The sequence below is a fragment of the Lelliottia sp. EB106-05-01-XG201 genome, from assembly GCF_058791735.1.
Genome location: NZ_JBYTDV010000001.1, coordinates 4,370,708 through 4,391,675 on the forward strand (window position 1 = coordinate 4,370,708; position 20,968 = coordinate 4,391,675).

The following is a 20,968-nucleotide window of genomic DNA, read 5'->3' on the forward strand; positions in this document are numbered from 1 at the left end:
GATTCTCTTTTTTCTACAAGGAAGTTGCCCATGCTATCAGTGCCTGGCTTGTGCTGGCTATGCCGAATGCCGCTCAGAATGAGCCACTGGGGGATCTGCTCCGTTTGCACGCGCGCGTTCACGCGCCGTTCGCCCTGCTGCCCGCAGTGCGGATTACCGGCGATGAGTGTCGACCTCCCCTGCGGTCGATGCCTGCAAAAACCGCCGCCGTGGAGTGCCCTGGTGGCGGTCGATAATTACGTTCGGCCTTTAAGCGGCTTGATTCATAAGTTGAAGTTTTCCCGCCAGTGTCAGCTGGCGGTGCCGCTTGCACGTCTGTTAGTGCTCGCGGTTTTGCAGGCCCGGCGCACGCGGGATTTACCGGCTGTGGAACTGCTGATCGGCGTGCCGCTGCACCGACGTCGACACTGGCGTCGCGGCTACAATCAGAGCGATCTGTTATGCCGTCCGCTGGCCCACTGGCTGCGCTGTAGCTGGCAGCCGGAAGCGCTGAAACGCATCCGAACCACGGCGGTGCAGCATCAGTTGAGCGCCCGTTCGCGCAAAAGGAATCTTAAAAACGCCTTTCGCCTTGAATTAGCGGTCAAGGGCCGCCATATCGCGATTGTGGATGATGTCGTCACGACCGGCAGCACCGTGGCAGAGCTTTCCCGACTGCTTTTGCAAAGCGGCGCAGCGACGGTTCAGGTATGGTGTTTGTGTCGCACCTTGTAGCCCTTTTCCGATGGGCGTATTATTATACCCAGGTAATTTAGTCAACTATTAGGCCAAAGCTATGATCCGTATTTCCGATTCTGCACAATCACACTTTGCCAAACTGCTGGCAAATCAGGAAGAAGGGACGCAGATCCGCGTGTTTGTGATTAATCCAGGCACTCCGAATGCAGAATGCGGTGTCTCTTATTGTCCTCCGGACGCTGTGGAAGCATCTGACACTGCCCTGAAATTTGAGCAGCTCACCGCCTATGTCGATGAGTTAAGCGCGCCATATCTTGATGACGCAGAGATCGATTTTGTTACCGATCAGCTGGGTTCTCAGCTGACGCTGAAAGCACCGAACGCGAAAATGCGCAAAGTGTCCGACGATGCGCCGCTGATGGAGCGCGTGGAGTATCTGCTGCAGTCGCAGATCAACCCGCAGCTGGCTGGCCACGGCGGTAAAGTGACGCTGATGGAAATCACCGATGACGGTTTGGCGATCCTGCAGTTTGGCGGCGGCTGTAACGGTTGTTCCATGGTCGACGTGACCCTGAAGGAAGGGATCGAGAAGCAGATGCTGAACGAGTTCCCTGAACTGAAAGGTGTGCGCGATCTGACCGAACACCAGCGCGGCGAGCACTCTTACTACTAAGTTCCCGTCTGTCTTTGCCGGGTGGCGCTACGCTTACCGGGCCTACAAAACTGTGTTGTCGTCTGTCTTTGCCCGGTGGCGCTGCGCTTACCGGGCCTACAAAAGACTCGAACTGTAGGCCGGGTAAGGCGAAGCCGCCACCCGGCTTTTGTTTGCCCGCTCCTCCCCTCCCCATATGTTGACCTGCGTCTCATAATTCAAATTTTGCCCACCCAGGTGATTCTCAATCCGTGTATGTTACCCGTATCATTCTCATGGGCACTAAGCATCCTCATAACAGCCGACTAAACTCAATAGTTTTGCAGGCAATCAGTATTAGTGCCGTTAATTCTCTGTTCCCAGTTGGGACAATCGGAAATTGTCGTCGAAACAATGACGTTACCCATAACAATTGAAAGGCCAGGTCAATCATGCCATTAGTTATCGTCGCTATCGGTGTTGTCTTATTACTGCTCTTGATGATCCGTTTCAAACTGAACGGCTTCATCGCTCTGGTTCTGGTGGCACTTGCAGTCGGTCTGATGCAAGGGATGCCGCTGGTGAAAGTCATCAGCTCCATCAAAGCGGGTGTGGGCGGAACGCTCGGCAGCCTGGCGCTGATCATGGGCTTCGGTGCCATGCTCGGTAAAATGCTGGCAGACTGCGGGGGCGCACAGCGCATCGCGACCACGCTGATTGCCAAATTTGGTAAACAACACATTCAGTGGGCAGTAGTGTTAACCGGTTTTACCGTCGGTTTTGCGCTGTTCTATGAAGTCGGCTTTGTGCTGATGCTGCCGCTGGTCTTCACCATCGCCGCTGCGGCAAATATTCCGCTGCTGTACGTCGGCGTGCCGATGGCCGCTGCGCTGTCCGTGACTCACGGCTTCCTGCCGCCGCACCCGGGTCCAACCGCTATCGCGACCATCTTCCATGCGGATATGGGTAAAACCCTGCTGTTCGGTACCATTCTGGCGATCCCAACCGTTATCCTGGCCGGCCCGGTGTTTGCGCGCTGCCTGAAAGGTATCGACAAGCCAATTCCTGAAGGTCTGTACAGCGCCAAAACCTTCAGCGAAGAAGAGATGCCAAGCTTTGGCGTCAGCGTCTGGACCTCTCTGGTGCCAGTTGTGCTGATGGCGATGCGCGCCGTGGCCGAAATGGTGCTGCCAAAAGGTCACGCGTTCCTGTCTGTAGCGGAGTTCCTCGGTGACCCGGTGATGGCGACGCTGATTGCCGTCCTGATTGCCCTCTTCACCTTCGGTCTGAACCGCGGTCGTAATATGGATCAGATCAACGAAACCCTCGGCTCTGCCATCAAAATTATCGCCATGATGCTGTTGATCATCGGCGGTGGCGGTGCGTTCAAGCAGGTTCTGGTGGACAGCGGCGTGGACAAATACATCGCTTCCATGATGCATGAAACCAACATCTCGCCAATTCTGATGGCCTGGTCGATTGCCGCCGTGCTGCGTATTGCGCTGGGTTCTGCGACCGTTGCGGCGATTACCGCGGGCGGGATCGTGGCACCGCTGATTGCAACCACCGGCGTGAGCCCGGAGCTGATGGTTATCGCGGTGGGTTCCGGTAGCGTGATTTTCTCCCACGTGAACGATCCAGGCTTCTGGCTGTTCAAGGAGTATTTCAACCTGACCATCGGTGAGACCATCAAGTCCTGGTCGATGCTGGAAACGATTATCTCCGTGTGCGGCCTGATTGGGTGTCTGCTGTTGGGGATGGTGGTTTAAGCCTTACCCGGCCTACAAGTTCAACGCAAAACGGCAACCAAAGGTTGTAATGCTGGTCAGTTAAGCATCTGAGGTTATTCCGTTCACCTCATGTTCAGCAGAATATAATCACTTCATAACCTGTGAACGTGACAAGGGGGCTACGCGGCCCCCTTGTCAATCCCCGCGCCCCGCCATGAAATCGGTGCTTCGCACTGCGCTCACCTCCCGGCCATCTGCCTGCGGTCGGCTCGACTCGTGATTACTCGTCCCATCCATGGGACTCGCCCCTACGGGGCCAGCGCAAGCGCTGTTCAAAATTGCTCCCGGCAATTTTGTCCTGTCTCGTTTCGCCTCTGGCCGCCATCCCTGGCGTCCAGCCCTTGTCATCCGGCCTTCGGTTCGCCGATTTCAGCGGGGACCCACACCGGTGCCACATGCAGACAACTGTGATGGTTGAGGGAGCGGGAGTCCGGCTGAAAATCGCCGAAGCGTTTCCTGGAGGCCGGGTCGAGGCGCAGGGAAGCGCCGAGAGGGTGCGACCTGCATGGATGCAGGATCGCGCCCGACCCGAAAGCCGCAAGGAATAAGCTGAGGGCACCGCGAAGCGGCGATTTTCTTTGCCGGGAGCCGGGGTTGCCAGGGTGGTGGCGATTGAGCCACCCTGGCACGTTCACCGCAGAGAGATGGACCGGAAGCAGAGGAACGAAAGTGAACGGAACAATTCCACTGATGCCATAAAGGTCCTGGAGCAAGCAACATAATAAATCTAAATTCATTATGTTGCTTAACTGACTGGTATTAAAACCAAAGGTTGCCGTTTTTAATGTTTTCGTCCTCTCCCGGTGGGTGAGGGCATCAGACCGCACCTGCCGGGCTTTTTCTCACTTCTTCGCTTTTCTGCGCTTATCTAAATCCTTAATCAGCTTGTTCACGCCGTCGTCGGCAAACATCTTCTCAAGGGTGGTAGACAGTTTGCGCCGCCAGTTTTTGTACTGATAGCTGGTGCCCGGAATGTTCACCGGCTCCGCCATCCCCAGCCAGTCTTCTGGCTGCAGGCCAAGCAGGGCGCTGTTACTGTCGGCAATATAGCGCTGCATCCCGCGATTCAGGGTCGCCGTCATCGCCATCAGCGAGGCTTTATGTCCGGTGCGTTTTGGCAAGCAGCCGTGCTTGTGCAGCGCGTCCAGCAGCCCCTGTTTTGCCAGCTCGCGGTCCTGATACAGCCCGCGCAGCACCACTTCATCAGGATACAAGCCTAGCGTTTTGCCAAGCGTGAGATCGCCACTTTCCCAATAGCCTCGCAGCGTAGGAAGATCATGCGTTGTCGCGACAGCCATTGATTGTTCAGGATACGCTTTCGGCGAACGGAACGTCTTCTCATGGTCACTTTCGAAATAGAGTACTTTGTATGAATAAACGCCACTCTCGCGTAATTTGCTGACGATTTCAACCGGCACGGTACCGAGGTCTTCGCCAATCACCATGCAGCTGTGACGCTGACTTTCCAGCGCAAGAATCGACAGCAGATCGTCCACCGGGTAATGCACGTAAGCCCCGTGATCCGCCGTTTCACCATACGGAATCCACCACAGGCGCAGCACGGACATCACGTGGTCGATACGCAGCGCCCCGCAGTTTTGCATATTGGCGCGCAGCAGATCGATAAAAGGTTCGTACCCGCGCGCAGCCATCACGTGCGGGTCCATCGGCGGCAGACCCCAGTTTTGCCCCAGCGGGCCGAGGATATCCGGCGGTGCGCCCACAGAGGCTTTCAGGCAGTACAGCTCGCGGTCGCACCAGGTTTCGGCTCCCCCTTCCGCCACGCCCACCGCCAGATCGCGATAAAGACCGATCGGCATGTCGTAGCCCTGGCTCTCGTGCCAGCAGGCGGCAAACTGGCTGTAGGCCAGCCACTGCAGCCACAGGAAGAAATCCACTTCGTCGGCGTGTTTTTTGCAGAAGGCTTTCACCTCCGGGGAATCCACCGACTGATACGCTTCCGGCCACACCGGCCAGCCCCAGCGCATTTCGTCCTCTTTCACCTGATACGCATGCAGGGCGTCGAACGCCGCCTGCCAGTAAAGGCTGTCGCCTTCCTGGGCGACGAACTGACGAAACGCGTTCATCTGTTCGTCCGTGCGCTTAGCGAAGCGTTTCCAGGTCATGCGCAGGGCGGCCATTTTCAGGGCGGTAACCGTCGCGTAGTCGACCCAGTCGGCGTCGCGCGCCTGTTTCAGGGTGTGCTGAGTGGTGCTCATCTTCCACCACTCCTGCGCCTCTTTACTGTTTTTGAAATCGTCCAGCGCGTTGACGTCGATATAAATCACGTTCAGCCAGCGGCGGGACGACGGGCTGTACGGGCTGGCGCTTTCCGGGTTAGCCGGATAGAGGGCGTGGATGGGGTTGAGGCCGATAAAGGCCCCGCCACGCTTGCCCACGTCCGCCAGCATTTTTTTCAGATCGCCGAAATCACCGATTCCCCAGTTGTCGTCCGAACGCAGCGTATAGAGCTGCACGCAGGCGCCCCACAGCTTTTTGTCTTCGATCAGCGCCTGCGGCTCGTAGCAGCGTTTCGGCGCGATGATCACCCGGCAATGAAAACGGTGGCCGCCCTGATTCAGCGTCAGGGTGTGATAACCCTGCGGCAATTTCGCAGGGAGGTTGAGCGCTTTTCCGCCCGATGCATGGCCTTTGTGCTGCTGGCCCTCTTCGGTGGTTAACATCCAGCTGAACTCGCCGCTGCCGTCTACCGGCAGCGACATTTTCTTGCCCGCGGTGAACACTTTCACCCCAGGAACTGGCGCTCCCGCCGCTTTCGCGACGGGCGTGGCCTTGTGCATGGCATCCAGCAAACGTCTTTTGGTTTCAGCGCCAATTGACTGCGGTTTGCCGTGAGCATTGATGTAACTGGGGCTGATCCCCGCCGCCAGCGCGGCATTATCCAGACGTTTGCTCTCCATCGCGCTTCCTTAGCGTTTTGCCTGCCAGATACGGGCCTGATAATCACGAATTGAACGGTCAGAGCTGAACATCCCGCAGCGGGCAGTATTCAGAATGCACGCGCGCGTCCAGGCGTCCTGATCGCGGTAGAGCACGTCGACCTGCTTCTGCGCGTCCACGTAGGCGGTGAAGTCCGCCATCACCAGATACGGGTCGCCGCCCTGTTTGCCAATGCTGTGCAGCATCTGGTCGAAGGCGTGTTTGTCGCCATCGCTGTATTTGCCGCTTTCCAGCTCTTTGAGCACCGCATCCAGCACTTTGTCTTTCTTGCGCCATTTCACCGGGTCGTAGCCTTTGGCTTTGAGGGCTTTCACCTGCTCGACCGTGTGACCGAAGATAAAGATATTCTCCTCGCCCACCTGCTCGGCGATTTCAACGTTCGCGCCGTCCAGGGTGCCGACGGTTAACGCGCCGTTCAGGGCCAGCTTCATGTTACCGGTGCCGGACGCCTCTTTACCCGCCGTCGAAATCTGCTCGGAGATATCCGCCGCCGGGATTAGCATTTCCGCCGCCGACACGCAGTAATCCGGCAGGAACACCACTTTCAGCTTATCGCCGACCTTCGGATCGTTGTTCACCGCTTCGGCCACTTTGTTGATGGCGAGGATGATGTTCTTAGCCAGATAGTAGCCAGGCGCCGCTTTGGCACCGAACAGGAACACGCGCGGCACGCGGTCGGCGTTCGGGTTCTCGCGGATCTCTTTGTACAGCGCCAGAATGTGCAGCAGGTTCAGGTGCTGACGCTTGTACTCGTGCAGGCGTTTGATCTGGATATCAAAAATCGCGTTCGGGCTGATTTCAATCCCGGTACGCACTTTCACGAACGCCGCGAGGCGCACTTTGTTCTCTTGTTTGATAGCCTGATATTTCTGACGGAACTTCGCGTCGTCAGCCTGTTTTTCCAGGTTGATCAGCTGGTCGAGATCGTTGGCCCACTCTTTCTTGAGGGTTTTATCCAGCAGCGCGGCCAGCGCCGGGTTGCACTGTTTGATCCAGCGGCGAGGCGTGATGCCGTTGGTGACGTTATGGAACTTGTTCGGCCACAGCTGGTGATATTCCGGGAACAGATCTTTGACCACCAGATCCGAGTGCAGCGCCGCCACACCGTTCACTGCAAAACCGCTGACCACGCACATGTTCGCCATGCGCACCTGTTTGTCGTGCACCACCGCCAGTTTCGCCCAGACCGCTTTGTCGCCCGGCCAGGTTTTGCTCACCAGCACTTTAAACTGGTCGTTGATCTGATTGATGATCTGCATGTGGCGCGGCAGGAGCGCCTTCACCAGCTTCTCGTCCCAGCACTCCAGCGCTTCTGGCATCAGAGTGTGGTTGGTGTACGCGAAGGTACGGCTGGTGATCGCCCAGGCCGCATCCCAGCTCAGCTGGTGCTCGTCGAGCAGCACGCGCAGCAGTTCCGGAATGGCGATGGTCGGGTGAGTGTCGTTCAGCTGAATCACTTCGTAATCCGCCAGCTCAGAGAGCTTACGGCCCGCCAGATGGTGGCGACGCAGGATATCCGCCACCGAACAGGCGCACTGGAAATACTGCTGCATCAGACGCAGCTTTTTACCCGCCAGATGGTTGTCGTTCGGGTAGAGAACTTTAGTCAGCTTCTCGGCGTCGATACCCTGCTGCTCGGCACGCAGGAAATCGCCGTCGTTAAATTTGGTCAGGTTGAACGGATGGGCGTGCTTCGCCTGCCACAGACGCAGGGGCTGCGCGACGCCGTTACGATAGCCCAGCACCGGCAGATCCCAGGCTTCACCGGTGATGACAAAACCCGGCTCCCAGTGGCCTTGCTTAGACACTTTCCCGCCAATCCCGACGTGGACGTCGAGCTGCGCGTTGTGGCGGAACCACGGATAGCTGCCGCGATGCCAGTCGTCCGGCGCTTCAATCTGATGGCCGTCGTCAAAGGACTGGCGGAACAGGCCGTACTGATAGTTCAGGCCATAGCCGATGGCGGATTGCCCCACCGTCGCCATTGAATCGAGGAAACAGGCCGCCAGACGCCCCAGCCCGCCGTTGCCCAGGCCTGGATCAGTCTCTTCCTCCAGCAGATCGGTCAGGTTCACGTTGTGCTCATTCAGCACGTCGCTCACCTCCTGATACCAGCCGAGGTTCAGCAGGTTGTTGCCGGTCAGACGACCAATCAGGAATTCCATCGAGATGTAGTTCACATGACGCTGGTTTTTCACCGGCTTCGCCGCCGGCTGCGCGCTGAGCAGTTCGGCCAGCGCACCGCTCACGGCTTGCCACCACTGATGAGGGGTCATCTCCTCTGCGGCGTGCAAACCAAAACGCTGCCACTGACGCGTCAGGGCAGCCTGGAACTGAGCTTTGTTGAAGGTAGGCTGTGACATAGGGAATCGGCATCCTGTAGAGAAAGAAAAAATATTGGCGCTAGTGTGCCAGGCTCATTCCCCCTCTTCCTCCTCCTGTCGGGGATTAGACAGGGAGGAGTAGCGGGGATGAGCGTAAAAGTGTGATCAAGGCCACTCTTGAGCATAGATCGAGTGTGCCTTTATGGCGCGAGGATAAACGGGAAGAGTGTCAAATAAATGAAATGCAGTTTCGGATGAAATTAACATCAGCAGAAATGATTGCTTACCAGGAATAATATTTCTCTGTTTTAGGCCTTTCTCAGAGGGTTATTTTCCCGGCACAACTATACCGGATATTTATTAACTTTGTGGTGAGAATCGCCTTATGAAACCAGTTTCAGGATAAGCGCACCAAATGCATACAAGCCAGCATCCATGCGGGATATAGGGCATCTCAGAAAGTTCCCGGTCAATGAGAAATAATTTTGTGACAGAGTGCAAATTAAGGGACACAAAACTCGGACATAACTTGCAATAGTTCCTGTTCTGGCCGACCTTATATCTATTATTACGAAGCGCAAAAAAAATCGTCTTTCCTCGTTTCCCCACAGTGAAGTGAAAAAACTTATGTTGATTCCGTCCAAATTAAGTCGCCCGGTTCGTCTTGACCATACTGTGGTCCGCGAACGTCTGTTGGCGAAACTTTCCGGCGCGAATAATTTCCGACTGGCGCTGGTTACGAGTCCTGCAGGCTATGGCAAAACAACGCTCATCTCACAGTGGGCCGCAGGCAAAAGCGATTTAGGCTGGTACTCCCTCGACGAGGGCGATAACCAGCAGGAGCGCTTTGCCAGCTACCTGATCGCCGCCATTCAGCAGGCGACCAACGGGCATTGCGTCACCAGTGAAGTGATGGTGCAAAAGCGGCAGTACGCGAGCCTCTCCTCCCTGTTCGCCCAGCTGTTCATTGAGCTTGCCGAATGGCATCGCCCGCTGTTCCTGGTGATTGACGATTACCACCTGATTACCAACCCGGTGATCCACGAATCGATGCGCTTCTTCCTCCGCCATCAGCCGGAAAATCTCACCCTGGTGGTGCTCTCGCGTAATCTGCCACAGCTGGGGATTGCCAACCTGCGCGTGCGCGATCAGCTTCTCGAAGTGGGCAGCCAACAGCTGGCCTTTAACCATCAGGAGGCGAAACAGTTCTTTGACTGCCGCCTGAGCTCGCCGATTGAAGCCTCCGAGAGTAGCCGCCTGTGCGACGACGTGGCCGGCTGGGCAACCGCGCTACAGCTCATCGCCCTCTCCGCCCGACAAAATAACAGCCCGACGCACCAGTCCGCGCGCCGCCTGGCAGGCATCAACGCCAGCCATCTGTCCGATTATCTGGTCGATGAAGTGCTGGACAGCGTTGACCCGGCGACCCGTCAGTTCCTGCTGAAAAGCTCGCTGCTGCGCTCGATGAACGACGCGCTGATTGTGCGCGTGACTGGCGAAGACAACGGCCAGATGCGCCTGGAAGAGATCGAACGCCAGGGGTTGTTCCTGCAACGCATGGACGACTCCGGGGAATGGTTCAGCTTCCACCCGCTGTTTGGTAACTTCCTGCGCCAGCGCTGCCAGTGGGAAATGGCCACCGAATTACCCGACGTCCACCGTTCCGCCGCCGAAAGCTGGATGGCGCAAGGTTTCCCGAGCGAAGCGATCCACCACGCGCTGGCCGCGGGTGACGCGAATATGCTGCGCGACATCCTGCTTAACCACGCCTGGGGCCTGTTCAATCACAGTGAACTGACGCTGCTCGAAGAGTCGCTCCGCGCCCTGCCGTGGGAAAGCCTGCTGGAAAATCCGCGTCTGGTGCTGTTGCAGGCGTGGCTGATGCAGAGCCAGCACCGCTACAGCGAAGTGAATACCCTGCTGGCCCGCGCCGAACAAGAGATGAAGGGCGAGATGGACGGCACGCTGCACGGCGAGTTTAACGCCCTGCGCGCGCAGGTGGCGATCAACGACGGCGACCAGGAAGAGGCTGAACGTCTGGCGATGATCGCCCTCGACGAACTGCCGCTGGCGAACTATTACAGCCGCATTGTGGCCACGTCGGTTCACGGCGAAGTCCTGCACTGCAAAGGCGATCTCACCCGCTCCCTGTCGCTGATGCAGCAGACGGAGCAGATGGCCCGCCGTCATGACGTCTGGCATTACGCCCTGTGGAGCATGATCCAGCAGAGCGAAATTTTATTTGCTCAGGGGTTCCTGCAAGCGGCCTGGGAGACTCAGGAAAAAGCGTTCCAGCTGATTCAGGATCAGCACCTCGAACAGCTGCCGATGCACGAATTCCTGCTGCGCATCCGGGCACAGTTGCTGTGGGCCTGGGCGCGTCTGGATGAGGCCGAAGCCTCAGCCCGTCACGGCGTGGACGTGCTTTCTACCTTCCAGCCGCAGCAGCAGCTGCAATGCCTGGCTCTGCTGGTGCAGTGCTCGCTGGCGCGCGGCGATCTGGATAACGCCCGGAATCACCTGAACCGCCTCGAAAACCTGCTCGGCAATGGTCAGTATCATAGCGACTGGGTTTCCAACGCCGATAAGGTGCGGGTGATTTACTGGCAAATGATCGGCGATAAAAAGTCCGCCGCCAACTGGCTGCGCCAGACGCCAAAACCAGAATTCGCCAATAACCACTTCCTGCAAAGCCAGTGGCGCAACATCGCCCGCGCGCAGATCCTGCTGGGTGAGTTCGAGCCTGCGGAAATTGTGCTGGAAGAGCTGAACGAGAACGCCCGCAGCCTGCGTCTGATGAGCGATCTGAACCGCAACCTGCTGCTGCTCAATCAGCTTTACTGGCAGGCCGGACGTAAAAACGACGCCCAGCGCGTGCTGCTGGAAGCACTCCAGCTGGCGAACCGCACCGGATTTATCAGCCACTTTGTGATTGAAGGCGAGACGATGGCGCAGCAGCTGCGCCAGCTGATTCAGCTCAATACGTTACCGGAACTGGATCAGCACCGTGCCCAGCGCATTCTGCGCGAGATTAATCAGCATCATCGCCACAAGTTCGCGCACTTCGACGAGAACTTTGTCGAACGTCTGCTGAACCACCCGGAAGTGCCGGAACTTATTCGCACCAGCCCGCTCACCCAGCGTGAGTGGCAGGTTCTGGGGCTGATTTACTCGGGCTACAGCAACGATCAGATTGCGGGCGAGCTGGCGGTCGCAGCGACCACCATCAAAACGCACATTCGTAATTTGTATCAGAAACTCGGCGTGGCGCATCGTCAGGACGCGGTGCAGCATGCGCAGCAGCTGTTGAAGATGATGGGATATGGCGTGTAATTCATTGCCCGGTGGCGCTACGCTTACCGGGCCTACGGTTATGTTTGGCCGCTCAACACAACTCTAACTGTAAATTGTTATCCTTAATCACCTGCAACACCCCCGCCGGTGGCATGACGTCGGTGTACACCGCATTCACCATGCTGATGCTGCCCATGTTTACCATCGCGTTACGGCCAAACTTCGAGTGATCCACCACCAGCATCACGTGGCGGGAGTTCTCGATAATCGCCCGCTTGGTGCGCACTTCGTGATAGTCAAACTCCAGCAGCGAACCATCGCTGTCGATGCCACTGATCCCGAGGATGCCGAAATCGAGGCGGAACTGGGAGATAAAATCGAGCGTCGCTTCGCCGATGATTCCCCCGTCGCGGCTGCGCAGTTCGCCGCCCGCCAGAATGATGCGGAAATCCTCTTTCTGCATCAGGGTGTTTGCCACGTTCAGGTTGTTGGTCACCACGCGCAGGTTTTCATGGTTGAGCAACGCATGGGCCACCGCTTCCGGCGTGGTGCCGATATCAATAAACAGCGTCGCGCCGTTGGGGATTTGGCTCGCCACTTTGGCCGCGATACGCTCTTTCTCTGCGGTTTGCGTCGCCTTGCGATCGTGCCAGGAAGTGTTCACGGAGCTCGACGGCAGCGCCGCGCCGCCGTGGTGGCGCAGAATGCGGTTCTGATCGGCCAGGTCGTTGAGATCGCGACGAATGGTCTGCGGGCTGACGGCGAACTGCTCGACCAGCTCTTCGGTGCTGACGTATCCCTGCTTTTTAACCAGTTCGATAATGGCGTCATGACGTTGCGTTTGTTTCATGAAATATCCCTGGGAATTATGTTCGTTTTCGCGCATTCAGCGTATCGGCAAACGCCATCGCCAACCCTACGGCCAGCCCGGCGACGTGTGCGCCGTTGGCGATAGACATACCAAACAGATCAAACCATCCGGCAATTAGCCATATTAACGCAAAGGTTATTAAACCACGTTGCAGATAGATGCCGCTTTCGGGGTCACGTTCGCCGCGCAGCCAGACGTAGCCCATTAATGCGTATACCACACCCGACAAACCACCGAACCACGGGCCGCTAAACTTGTGCTGCACATAGCCGCTTAACAGGGCGCTGATTACGGTGATGACAATGAGTTTCCCGGTGCCGAGACGCTTTTCTACCGCCCCGCCGAGATACCACCACCACAGCAGGTTAAAGAGAATATGCAGCACCGAAAAGTGCATCAGGGCGTGGCTGAAGTAGCGCCAGACGTCAAACTGCACCGAGGCGTCATACGGCCAGGCGAGAGCGATCATCACCTGCTGGTCGCCGACCACGTTCATGATGATAAACACCAGAATACAGGCCGCCATCAGCAGCAGGGTAAAGGGCCCGGCGCGCTCGCGCACGGTGGCTAAGAAAGGGAAACGCTGATAGTGCAGCCCGCTGTCCGTGTGGCCGGAGGTCCAGCTGGCCGCCAGATAGCGCGGGTCGGCAGGGTTTTCCAGAAAACGCGCCAGCTCGGTGTTGACGAAATTCGCCTGGCTTTCATCAGCCAGCCAGACGTCGGTCTGCGTATGCTGTTGAATCGTCAGGATCACACCCTGCGTCGCCATGTAATCGACAAACGCCTGAGCGACGCGCGGGTTGGTAAAAGAGGTAATCATCAGCATGGGCGGCAGTCGCTTATTTCCGTACAAAAGAAAACAGTATAACGATCTCAGCCGCCAAAGGCGTGTTCAACTTCCGCCGGGAAATGCCGATGCCAGGCGTCAAAGCCGCCGTCGACGCTGTAGACCGCGTCATAGCCCTGCTGGAGCAGATACTGCGCGGCACCTTTGCTGCTGTTGCCGTGATAGCACATCACCATCACCGGGGTTTCGAAGTCGTTATCGCGCATAAACGCGCCCAGGGTGTCGTTGGTCAGATGAAACGCGCCCGGCGTGTGGCCCATCGCATAGCTTTGCGGATCGCGAATATCCACCAGCACCGCCTTTCCCTGGTGCATCTTCTGGTGGGCTTCTTCTACATTAATGCATTCAAACTGTTCCATTTTGCTCTCTTTCTTTTCATATACGGTGCGGCCTGGTGCCCTCACCCCGGCCCTCTCCCACAGGGAGAGGGAGCAAACACTAAAAACGGCAACCAGATTGCCGTTTTGCTTTTACCTCGACCTCACCCCGGCCCTCTCCCACGGGGAGAGGGGGAAAACTATTTTACCGCGTAGTGTACGTCGTCGCGGCGGCGAAACGCCATTATGTTATCTCTATCACTCAAAATTGTTTTTTTGATGTTACCAAAAGCGCGTTCGTTTGCTATTATGAGCGATATCGAACATTTCTGAGCTTTAACGAAAGTGCGTGAGGGTGACATGGAAACCAAAGATCTGATTGTGATAGGCGGGGGCATTAACGGTGCCGGTATTGCGGCAGATGCCGCAGGACGCGGATTATCTGTACTGATGCTGGAAGCCAACGATCTCGCCTGCGCGACCTCGTCCGCCAGCTCCAAACTGATCCACGGCGGCCTGCGCTACCTGGAACACTACGAGTTCCGCCTGGTCAGCGAAGCGCTCGCCGAGCGCGAAGTGCTGCTGAAAATGGCCCCTCATCTGGCGATCCCGATGCGTTTCCGTCTGCCTCATCGCCCGCATTTACGTCCGGCGTGGATGATCCGCATTGGTCTGTTTATGTACGATCACTTGGGGAAACGGACCAGTCTGCCGAGCTCGACTGGTTTGCGTTTTGGCTCAGAATCGGTTCTGAAACCGGAAATCGTGCGCGGTTTCGAATATTCTGACTGCTGGGTGGACGATGCGCGCCTGGTTCTGGCCAACGCTCAGATGGTGGTGCAGAAGGATGGCGAGGTGAAAACCCGCACTCGCGCCACCGCCGCACGCCGTGAAAACGGGCTGTGGATTGTCGAAGCCGAAGATATCGATACCGGCGAGAAGTTTAGCTGGCTGGCGCGCGGTCTGGTGAACGCCACCGGCCCGTGGGTGAAACAGTTCTTTGACGATGGCATGAAATTGCCATCGCCGTACGGTATCCGCCTGATCAAGGGCAGCCATATCGTGGTGCCGCGCGTGCATACGCAGAAGCAGGCGTACATCCTGCAAAACGAAGATAAGCGCATCGTGTTTGTGATCCCGTGGATGGATGAGTTTTCGATCATCGGCACCACCGACGTGGAGTACAAAGGCGATCCGAAGAACGTCGAAATCGACGAGAGTGAAATCGGCTATCTGCTGAAAGTCTATAACGCGCACTTTAAGAAACAGCTGGGGCGCGATGACGTGGTCTGGACTTATTCCGGCGTGCGTCCGCTGTGCGACGATGAATCCGATTCACCGCAGGCGATCACCCGCGACTATACGCTGGATATTCATGACGTTGACGGTCAGGCACCGCTCCTGTCGGTGTTTGGCGGCAAGCTGACGACCTATCGTAAGCTGGCGGAAAGTGCGATGGAAAAACTGACGCCGTACTACAAAGGCATCGGCCCGGCGTGGACCAAAGGCGCGACGCTACCTGGCGGCGATATCGGTAGCGATCGCGATGACTTCGCGGCAAAACTGCGCCGTCGTTATCCGTTTATTACCGAATCCATGGCCCGCCATTACGCGCGCACTTACGGCAGCAATACGGACATAATTCTGGGTGATGCCAAAACGCTGGCCGATCTCGGGGAACATTTTGGTCATGAGCTGTACGAAGCCGAGCTGCGTTATCTGGTGGAGCACGAGTGGGTGCGCCGTCTGGACGATGCGATCTGGCGTCGTACCAAAGAAGGGATGTGGCTGGATGCGGAACAGCAATCGCGCGTGGCGCAATGGCTGGTGCAAAATGCGGGAAAGCGTGAGTTGTCGTTAGCGTCGTGAGTTTAAGTGAGAACACCGAACGGTCCCCTCTCCCTTGAGGGAGAGGGTTAGGGTGAGGGGGAAAAGTGCGCGCTGGTGCCCTCACCCCGGCCCTCTCCCACGGGGAGAGGGAGAAAACACTAAAAAGGCAACCTTACGGTTGCCTTTTGCTTTTACCTTGCAGCCGCCACCCGGCTTTTTTTACAACCGCACCGGATCAATATGCCAAATCTTCTCGGCATACTCCTTGATGGTTCGGTCTGACGAGAAATAGCCCATGTTGGCGATGTTGTGCATCGCTTTGGCGGCCCACTCCTCCTGATGACGATACAACTCGTCCACCTTGTCCTGACAATCCACGTAGCTGCGATAATCCGCCAGCACCTGATAGTGGTCGCCAAAGTTAATCAGGGAATCCACCAGGTCGCGATAGCGGCCAGGCTCATCAGGGTTAAACAGACCGGTGGCGATCTGCGTCAGCACTTCGCGCAGCTCTTCATCCTGCTCGTAATACTCGCGCGGTTTGTAGCCCTGCTTGCGCAGTTCCTCCACCTCTTCCGCCGTATTGCCGAAGATAAAGATATTGTCCGCGCCGACGTGCTCCAGCATCTCGACGTTGGCCCCGTCCAGCGTGCCGATGGTCAGCGCGCCGTTCAACGCAAACTTCATGTTACTGGTCCCGGACGCCTCGGTTCCCGCAAGCGAAATCTGCTCGGAGAGATCCGCCGCCGGAATGATCAGCTGCGCCAGGCTCACGCTGTAGTTCGGGATAAAGACGATCTTCAGTTTGTCGCCAATCTGCGGATCGTTGTTGATCACCTTCGCCACGTCGTTGATGAGGTGAATGATGTGCTTCGCCATGTAGTACGCCGAGGCGGCCTTACCGGCAAAGATGTTCACGCGCGGCACCCACTCCGCCGTTGGATCGGCTTTGATGCGGTTATAGCGGGTGATCACGTGCAGGACGTTCATCAGCTGGCGTTTGTACTCGTGGATACGTTTGATCTGCACGTCGAACAACGCTTTCGGGTTCGCCACCACGTTCAGATGCTGGGCCATATACACCGCGAGGCGTTTTTTGTTCAGCAATTTGGCGTCACGCACCGCCTTGTTAACCAGCGGGAAATCGGCGTGCTGTTCCAGCTCGCTTAGCTGACTGAGATCGGTCCGCCAGGTGCGACCAATGTTTTCGTCCAGCACTTCCGACAGCGGCTGATTCGCCAGCGCCAGCCAGCGACGCGGCGTGACGCCGTTGGTCACGTTGCAGAAGCGCATCGGGAAGATTTTCGCGAAGTCGGCAAACAGGGACTGCACCATCAGGTTCGAGTGCAGCTCGGAAACGCCGTTGACCTTGTGGCTGATGACCACCGCCAGCCACGCCATGCGCACGCGACGGCCGTTGGATTCATCGATAATCGAGGTGCGGCTCAGCAGCCCGGTATCGTTCGGATACTGCTCCTGCAGGGTTTTCAGGAAGTAGTCGTTAATTTCAAAGATGATCTGCAGATGGCGCGGCAGGATCTTGCCGAGCATGTCGACCGGCCAGGTCTCCAGCGCTTCGCTCATCAGCGTGTGGTTGGTGTAGGAGAAGACCTGACAGGTGACTTCAAACGCCTCATCCCAGCTGAACTTGTGCTCGTCGATCAACAGGCGCATCAGCTCCGGAATCGACAGCACCGGGTGGGTGTCGTTGAGGTGAATGGCGGTCTTTTCGGCCAGGTTGTTGTAGGTTTTGTGCAGCTGATAGTGGCGGCTCAAAATGTCCTGGATCGTCGAGGAGACAAGGAAATACTCCTGACGCAGACGCAGCTCGCGCCCGGAGTAGGTGGAGTCATCCGGGTAGAGTACGCGCGACACGTTCTCGGAGTGGTTTTTATCTTCCACTGCCGCGAAGTAGTCGCCCTGGTTGAATTTCCCGAGGTTGATTTCGCTACTGGCCTGGGCGTTCCACAGGCGCAGGGTGTTGGTGGCGTCAGTGTCATAGCCAGGGATAATCTGGTCGTAAGCGACCGCCAGGATCTCTTCGGTCTCCAGCCAGCGGCTTTTCTTGCCTTCGAGCTGCACGCGACCGCCGAAGCGCACTTTGTAGCGGGTGTTGTGGCGTTTGAACTCCCACGGGTTACCGTACTCCAGCCAGTAGTCCGGGGACTCTTTCTGCCGTCCGTCGACGATGTTCTGCTTGAACATCCCGTAGTCGTAGCGAATGCCGTACCCGCGGCCCGGCAGGGCCAGCGTCGCCAGGGAATCGAGGAAGCACGCCGCCAGACGGCCCAGACCACCGTTGCCTAAGCCAGGGTCGTTCTCTTCATCGATCAGCTCTTCTAAATCTAACCCCATCTCTTCCAGTGCGTTTTTGACATCGTCGTAAATCCCGAGCGATAACAGCGCGTTGGAAAGGGTGCGGCCAATCAAAAACTCCATCGACAGGTAGTAAACCTGACGCGTTTCCTGCGACAGCTGGGCGCGGTTCGAGCGCAGCCAGCGTTCGACCAGACGGTCACGCACGGCAAACAGCGTGGCGTTCAGCCACTCGTGCTTGTTGGCGATCACCGGATCTTTCCCGATGGTAAACATCAGCTTATAGGCGATGGAGTGCTTTAGCGCCTCTACGCTGAGTGTCGGGGATGCATAACTAAAAGGTGCATTCATATCAGTGACTCCGCCTTATGACATCAAGCGTTGATAAAGATCGCGGTACGACTGCGCCGCAACGTGCCAACTAAAGTCCATCGCCATCGCCTGACGTTGCACGAAACGCCACAAAGAGGGACGCGACCACAGAACAAATGCCCGCCGAATCGCCCGCAGCAGCGACCAGGCGTTGCTGTCTTCAAAGGCAAACCCGGTGGCGATGCCGTCGGCCAGATTCTCCAGCGAGGTATCCGACACCGTATCCGCCAGCCCGCCGGTGCGACGCACCAGTGGAAGCGTGCCGTATTTAAGTCCATACAGCTGGGTTAAGCCGCACGGCTCGAAGCGGCTCGGGACCAGGATGACGTCCGCGCCGCCCATAATGCGGTGCGAGAACGCTTCGTGATACCCAATCTGTACGCCAACCTGGCCTGGATGCTCAGCGGCGGCGGCAAGGAAACCTTCCTGCAACACCGGATCGCCCGCGCCCAACAGCGCCAGCTGACCGCCCTGCTCCAGCAGGCCCGGCAGCGCTTCCAGCACCAGATCTAACCCTTTCTGGCTGGTCAGGCGGCTGACCACGGCAAACAGCGGCACTTTGTCGTTCACCTTCAGCCCCATCGCAATCTGCAGCTGACGTTTGTTCTCGGCTTTGTCTTCCACCGAATCACGGCTGTAGCGCGAGGCCAGCAAAAGGTCCGTTTCCGGACTCCAGATTTTTTCGTCCACGCCGTTGAGAATGCCCGACAGGCGTCCTTCCCGATGGCGCTGGCGCAGCAGCCCTTCCATGCCGTAGCCAAACTCCGGCTCGGTGATTTCGCGCGCGTAAGTCGGGCTGACCGCCGTGATGTGATCGGCGTAGTACAGCCCCGCTTTCAGGAACGAAATCTGGCCGTTAAACTCCAGCCCGTGCATGTTATAGAACGACCATGGCAGATCGATGTCATTCATATGATGGGCGTAGTACATGCCCTGATACGCCAGGTTGTGCACCGTAAACACCGACTTTGCCGGATGGCCGCGCGCCGCCAGATAGGCAGGTGCCAGCCCGGCGTGCCAGTCGTGCGCATGCACGATCTCCGGACGCCAGAACGGGTCAAGCCCGACCGCCATCTCCGCCCCCACCCAGCCGAGCAGGGCAAAACGCAGCACGTTGTCGGTATAGGCGAATAAGTTCGTGTCGTGGTACGGGCTCCCCGGACGATCGTACAGATGCGGGGCATCAATCAGATAGATGCCGACGCCGTTGTAATGGCCAAACAGCAGGGTGATGCGCCCGGCGAACGTGTCGCGACGGGTGACCACCTGCGCGTCAGGGATGCCGCGACGGAGATCGGGAAAAGCCGGCAGCAGCACGCGGGTGTCGATGCCTTCCGCAATTTGTGCCGCCGGTAATGCGCCCAGTACATCCGCCAGCCCGCCCGTTTTCAGCAGCGGGAACATCTCAGAACATACATGTAAAACCTGCATTATCGCTCCTGTTTGACCTGCAGTTTGCGCAGCATTTCACGCGTGACCAGCACGATGCCTTCTTCTGAGCGGTAGAAGCGGCGAGCGTCTTCCTCCGCATTCTCACCGATGACCATCCCTTCCGGGATCACACAGGCGCGGTCGATAACACAGCGGCGCAGACGACACGAGCGCCCGACCCACACGTCCGGCAGCAGTACCGACGAGTCGATATTGCAGAAGGAGTTCACCCGCACGCGCGGGAAGAGCACCGACTGCACCACCACCGAGCCCGAAATGATGCACCCGCCCGACACCAGCGAGTTCAGCGTCATACCGTGGCTACCGGAACGGTCCTGCACGAATTTGGCTGGCGGCAGCGATTCCATGTGGGTGCGAATCGGCCAGTTCTGGTCGTACATATCCAGTTCAGGAGTGACAGAAGCCAAATCGAGGTTGGCCTTCCAGTACGCTTCAAGGGTTCCCACATCGCGCCAGTACGGCTCGGCATCCGGGTCAGACTGCACACAGGACAGCGGGAAAGGATGTGCATAAGCCATGCCAGCTTTGGTGATTTTCGGGATGATATCTTTGCCGAAATCGTGGCTCGAATTTTCGTCCTTGTCGTCCTCTTCCAGCAGCTCATAAAGATAATCGGCATCAAAGATATAGATGCCCATGCTGGCGAGGGATTTGGTGGCGTCCGTCGGCATGGTCGGCGGGTTAGCCGGTTTTTCGACGAAATCGATAATCTTGTCGTTCTCGTCCACGTCCATCACGCCAAACGCCGTCGCTTCCGCAACGGGCACCGGCAGACACGCCACGGTGCAACGCGCCCCTTTTTCGACGTGGTCGATGAGCATGTGCGAGTAGTCTTGTTTGTAGATATGGTCGCCCGCGAGGATCACGATGTATTCCGCGCCGTAGCGGCGGATGATGTCGAGGTTTTGCGTGACCGCATCGGCGGTGCCGCGATACCAGTTTTCACCGTGCACGCGCTGCTGCGCCGGGAGCAGATCGACAAACTCGTTCATCTCTTCGCTGAAGAAGGACCAGCCGCGCTGGATGTGCTGCACCAGGGTATGCGACTGATACTGGGTAATCACGCCGATACGGCGGATACCGGAGTTCAGGCAGTTGGAGAGTGCAAAATCGATAATACGGAACTTACCACCAAAGTGAACGGCAGGCTTGGCGCGCTTGATGGTCAAATCTTTAAGACGGGTACCGCGTCCACCAGCAAGTATCAGCGCAACCGTTTTTAAGGGTAACTGGCGCGCCAACATCAAGGGATCGTTCTTCTCTAATCTCACCATGACTAACTCCT

Annotated in this window: 13 protein-coding genes; 5 read left to right on the forward strand and 8 right to left on the reverse strand. The window is 57.5% G+C overall.

The genetic code is table 11. The features are described from left to right. The first annotated feature begins 30 nt into the window (after positions 1 to 30). The 3 genes from gntX (at position 31) to gntT (ending at position 3,078) form a co-directional block, all read left to right on the forward strand. Positions 31 to 714 carry a DNA utilization protein GntX gene (gene gntX / locus AC3WS9_RS20515; protein WP_492490143.1) on the forward strand — a complete coding sequence of 228 codons (684 nt, stop codon included), beginning with the start codon at positions 31 to 33 and terminating at the stop codon, positions 712 to 714. 61 nt (positions 715 to 775) lie between these two features. Next, positions 776 to 1,351 (forward strand): Fe-S biogenesis protein NfuA, encoded by a 576-nt coding sequence (nfuA, locus tag AC3WS9_RS20520; protein ID WP_095283731.1) that lies wholly within the window; start codon positions 776 to 778, stop codon positions 1,349 to 1,351. Between the two features lie 410 nt (positions 1,352 to 1,761). Further along, positions 1,762 to 3,078 carry a gluconate transporter gene (gene gntT, locus AC3WS9_RS20525; protein ID WP_282493534.1) on the forward strand — a complete coding sequence of 439 codons (1,317 nt, stop codon included), beginning with the start codon at positions 1,762 to 1,764 and terminating at the stop codon, positions 3,076 to 3,078. An 863-nt stretch (positions 3,079 to 3,941) separates the two neighbouring features. Here the strand turns inward: gntT and malQ are convergent. Beyond that, on the reverse strand, positions 3,942 to 6,020 hold the full coding sequence (gene malQ, locus AC3WS9_RS20530) for a 4-alpha-glucanotransferase (protein ID WP_492490144.1): 2,079 nt from the start codon (positions 6,018 to 6,020) through the stop codon (positions 3,942 to 3,944). A gap of 9 nt (positions 6,021 to 6,029) precedes the next feature. Then, positions 6,030 to 8,423, reverse strand: a complete 2,394-nt coding sequence (gene malP / locus AC3WS9_RS20535) for a maltodextrin phosphorylase (protein WP_492490145.1) — start codon at positions 8,421 to 8,423, stop codon at positions 6,030 to 6,032. A gap of 588 nt (positions 8,424 to 9,011) precedes the next feature. Between malP and malT the strand changes: the two genes are divergently transcribed. Then, positions 9,012 to 11,717, forward strand: a complete 2,706-nt coding sequence (gene malT / locus AC3WS9_RS20540; protein WP_282493537.1) for an HTH-type transcriptional regulator MalT — start codon at positions 9,012 to 9,014, stop codon at positions 11,715 to 11,717. Positions 11,718 to 11,769: 52 nt separating this feature from the next. On the opposite strand, the gene AC3WS9_RS20545 is transcribed toward malT, so the two are convergent. Genes AC3WS9_RS20545 through glpE form a run of 3 tightly spaced genes read right to left on the reverse strand, consistent with a single transcriptional unit; the run spans position 11,770 to position 13,755 of the window. Then, positions 11,770 to 12,528 (reverse strand): DeoR/GlpR family transcriptional regulator, encoded by a 759-nt coding sequence (locus AC3WS9_RS20545; protein WP_282493538.1) that lies wholly within the window; start codon positions 12,526 to 12,528, stop codon positions 11,770 to 11,772. Between the two features lie 16 nt (positions 12,529 to 12,544). Continuing rightward, the gene (glpG, locus tag AC3WS9_RS20550; protein ID WP_282493539.1) at positions 12,545 to 13,375 is read right to left on the reverse strand and encodes a rhomboid family intramembrane serine protease GlpG; all 831 of its coding nucleotides are present in this window, start codon (positions 13,373 to 13,375) and stop codon (positions 12,545 to 12,547) included. A 47-nt stretch (positions 13,376 to 13,422) separates the two neighbouring features. Further along, positions 13,423 to 13,755 (reverse strand): thiosulfate sulfurtransferase GlpE, encoded by a 333-nt coding sequence (gene glpE / locus AC3WS9_RS20555; protein WP_282493540.1) that lies wholly within the window; start codon positions 13,753 to 13,755, stop codon positions 13,423 to 13,425. A gap of 318 nt (positions 13,756 to 14,073) precedes the next feature. Here glpE and glpD point away from each other — a divergent pair, with 318 nt between their 5' ends. Beyond that, the gene (gene glpD, locus AC3WS9_RS20560) at positions 14,074 to 15,582 is read left to right on the forward strand and encodes a glycerol-3-phosphate dehydrogenase (RefSeq protein WP_492490146.1); all 1,509 of its coding nucleotides are present in this window, start codon (positions 14,074 to 14,076) and stop codon (positions 15,580 to 15,582) included. Positions 15,583 to 15,762: 180 nt separating this feature from the next. Here glpD and glgP read toward each other — a convergent pair whose 3' ends face one another. Genes glgP through glgC form a run of 3 tightly spaced genes read right to left on the reverse strand, consistent with a single transcriptional unit; the run spans position 15,763 to position 20,957 of the window. Beyond that, positions 15,763 to 18,210, reverse strand: a complete 2,448-nt coding sequence (glgP, locus tag AC3WS9_RS20565; protein WP_492490147.1) for a glycogen phosphorylase — start codon at positions 18,208 to 18,210, stop codon at positions 15,763 to 15,765. A 15-nt stretch (positions 18,211 to 18,225) separates the two neighbouring features. Beyond that, positions 18,226 to 19,662 carry a glycogen synthase GlgA gene (gene glgA, locus AC3WS9_RS20570; protein ID WP_492490148.1) on the reverse strand — a complete coding sequence of 479 codons (1,437 nt, stop codon included), beginning with the start codon at positions 19,660 to 19,662 and terminating at the stop codon, positions 18,226 to 18,228. Then, the gene (gene glgC / locus AC3WS9_RS20575; protein WP_102105323.1) at positions 19,662 to 20,957 is read right to left on the reverse strand and encodes a glucose-1-phosphate adenylyltransferase; all 1,296 of its coding nucleotides are present in this window, start codon (positions 20,955 to 20,957) and stop codon (positions 19,662 to 19,664) included. The genes glgA and glgC overlap by 1 nt, the downstream gene beginning before the upstream one ends. Positions 20,958 to 20,968: the final 11 nt, after the last annotated feature.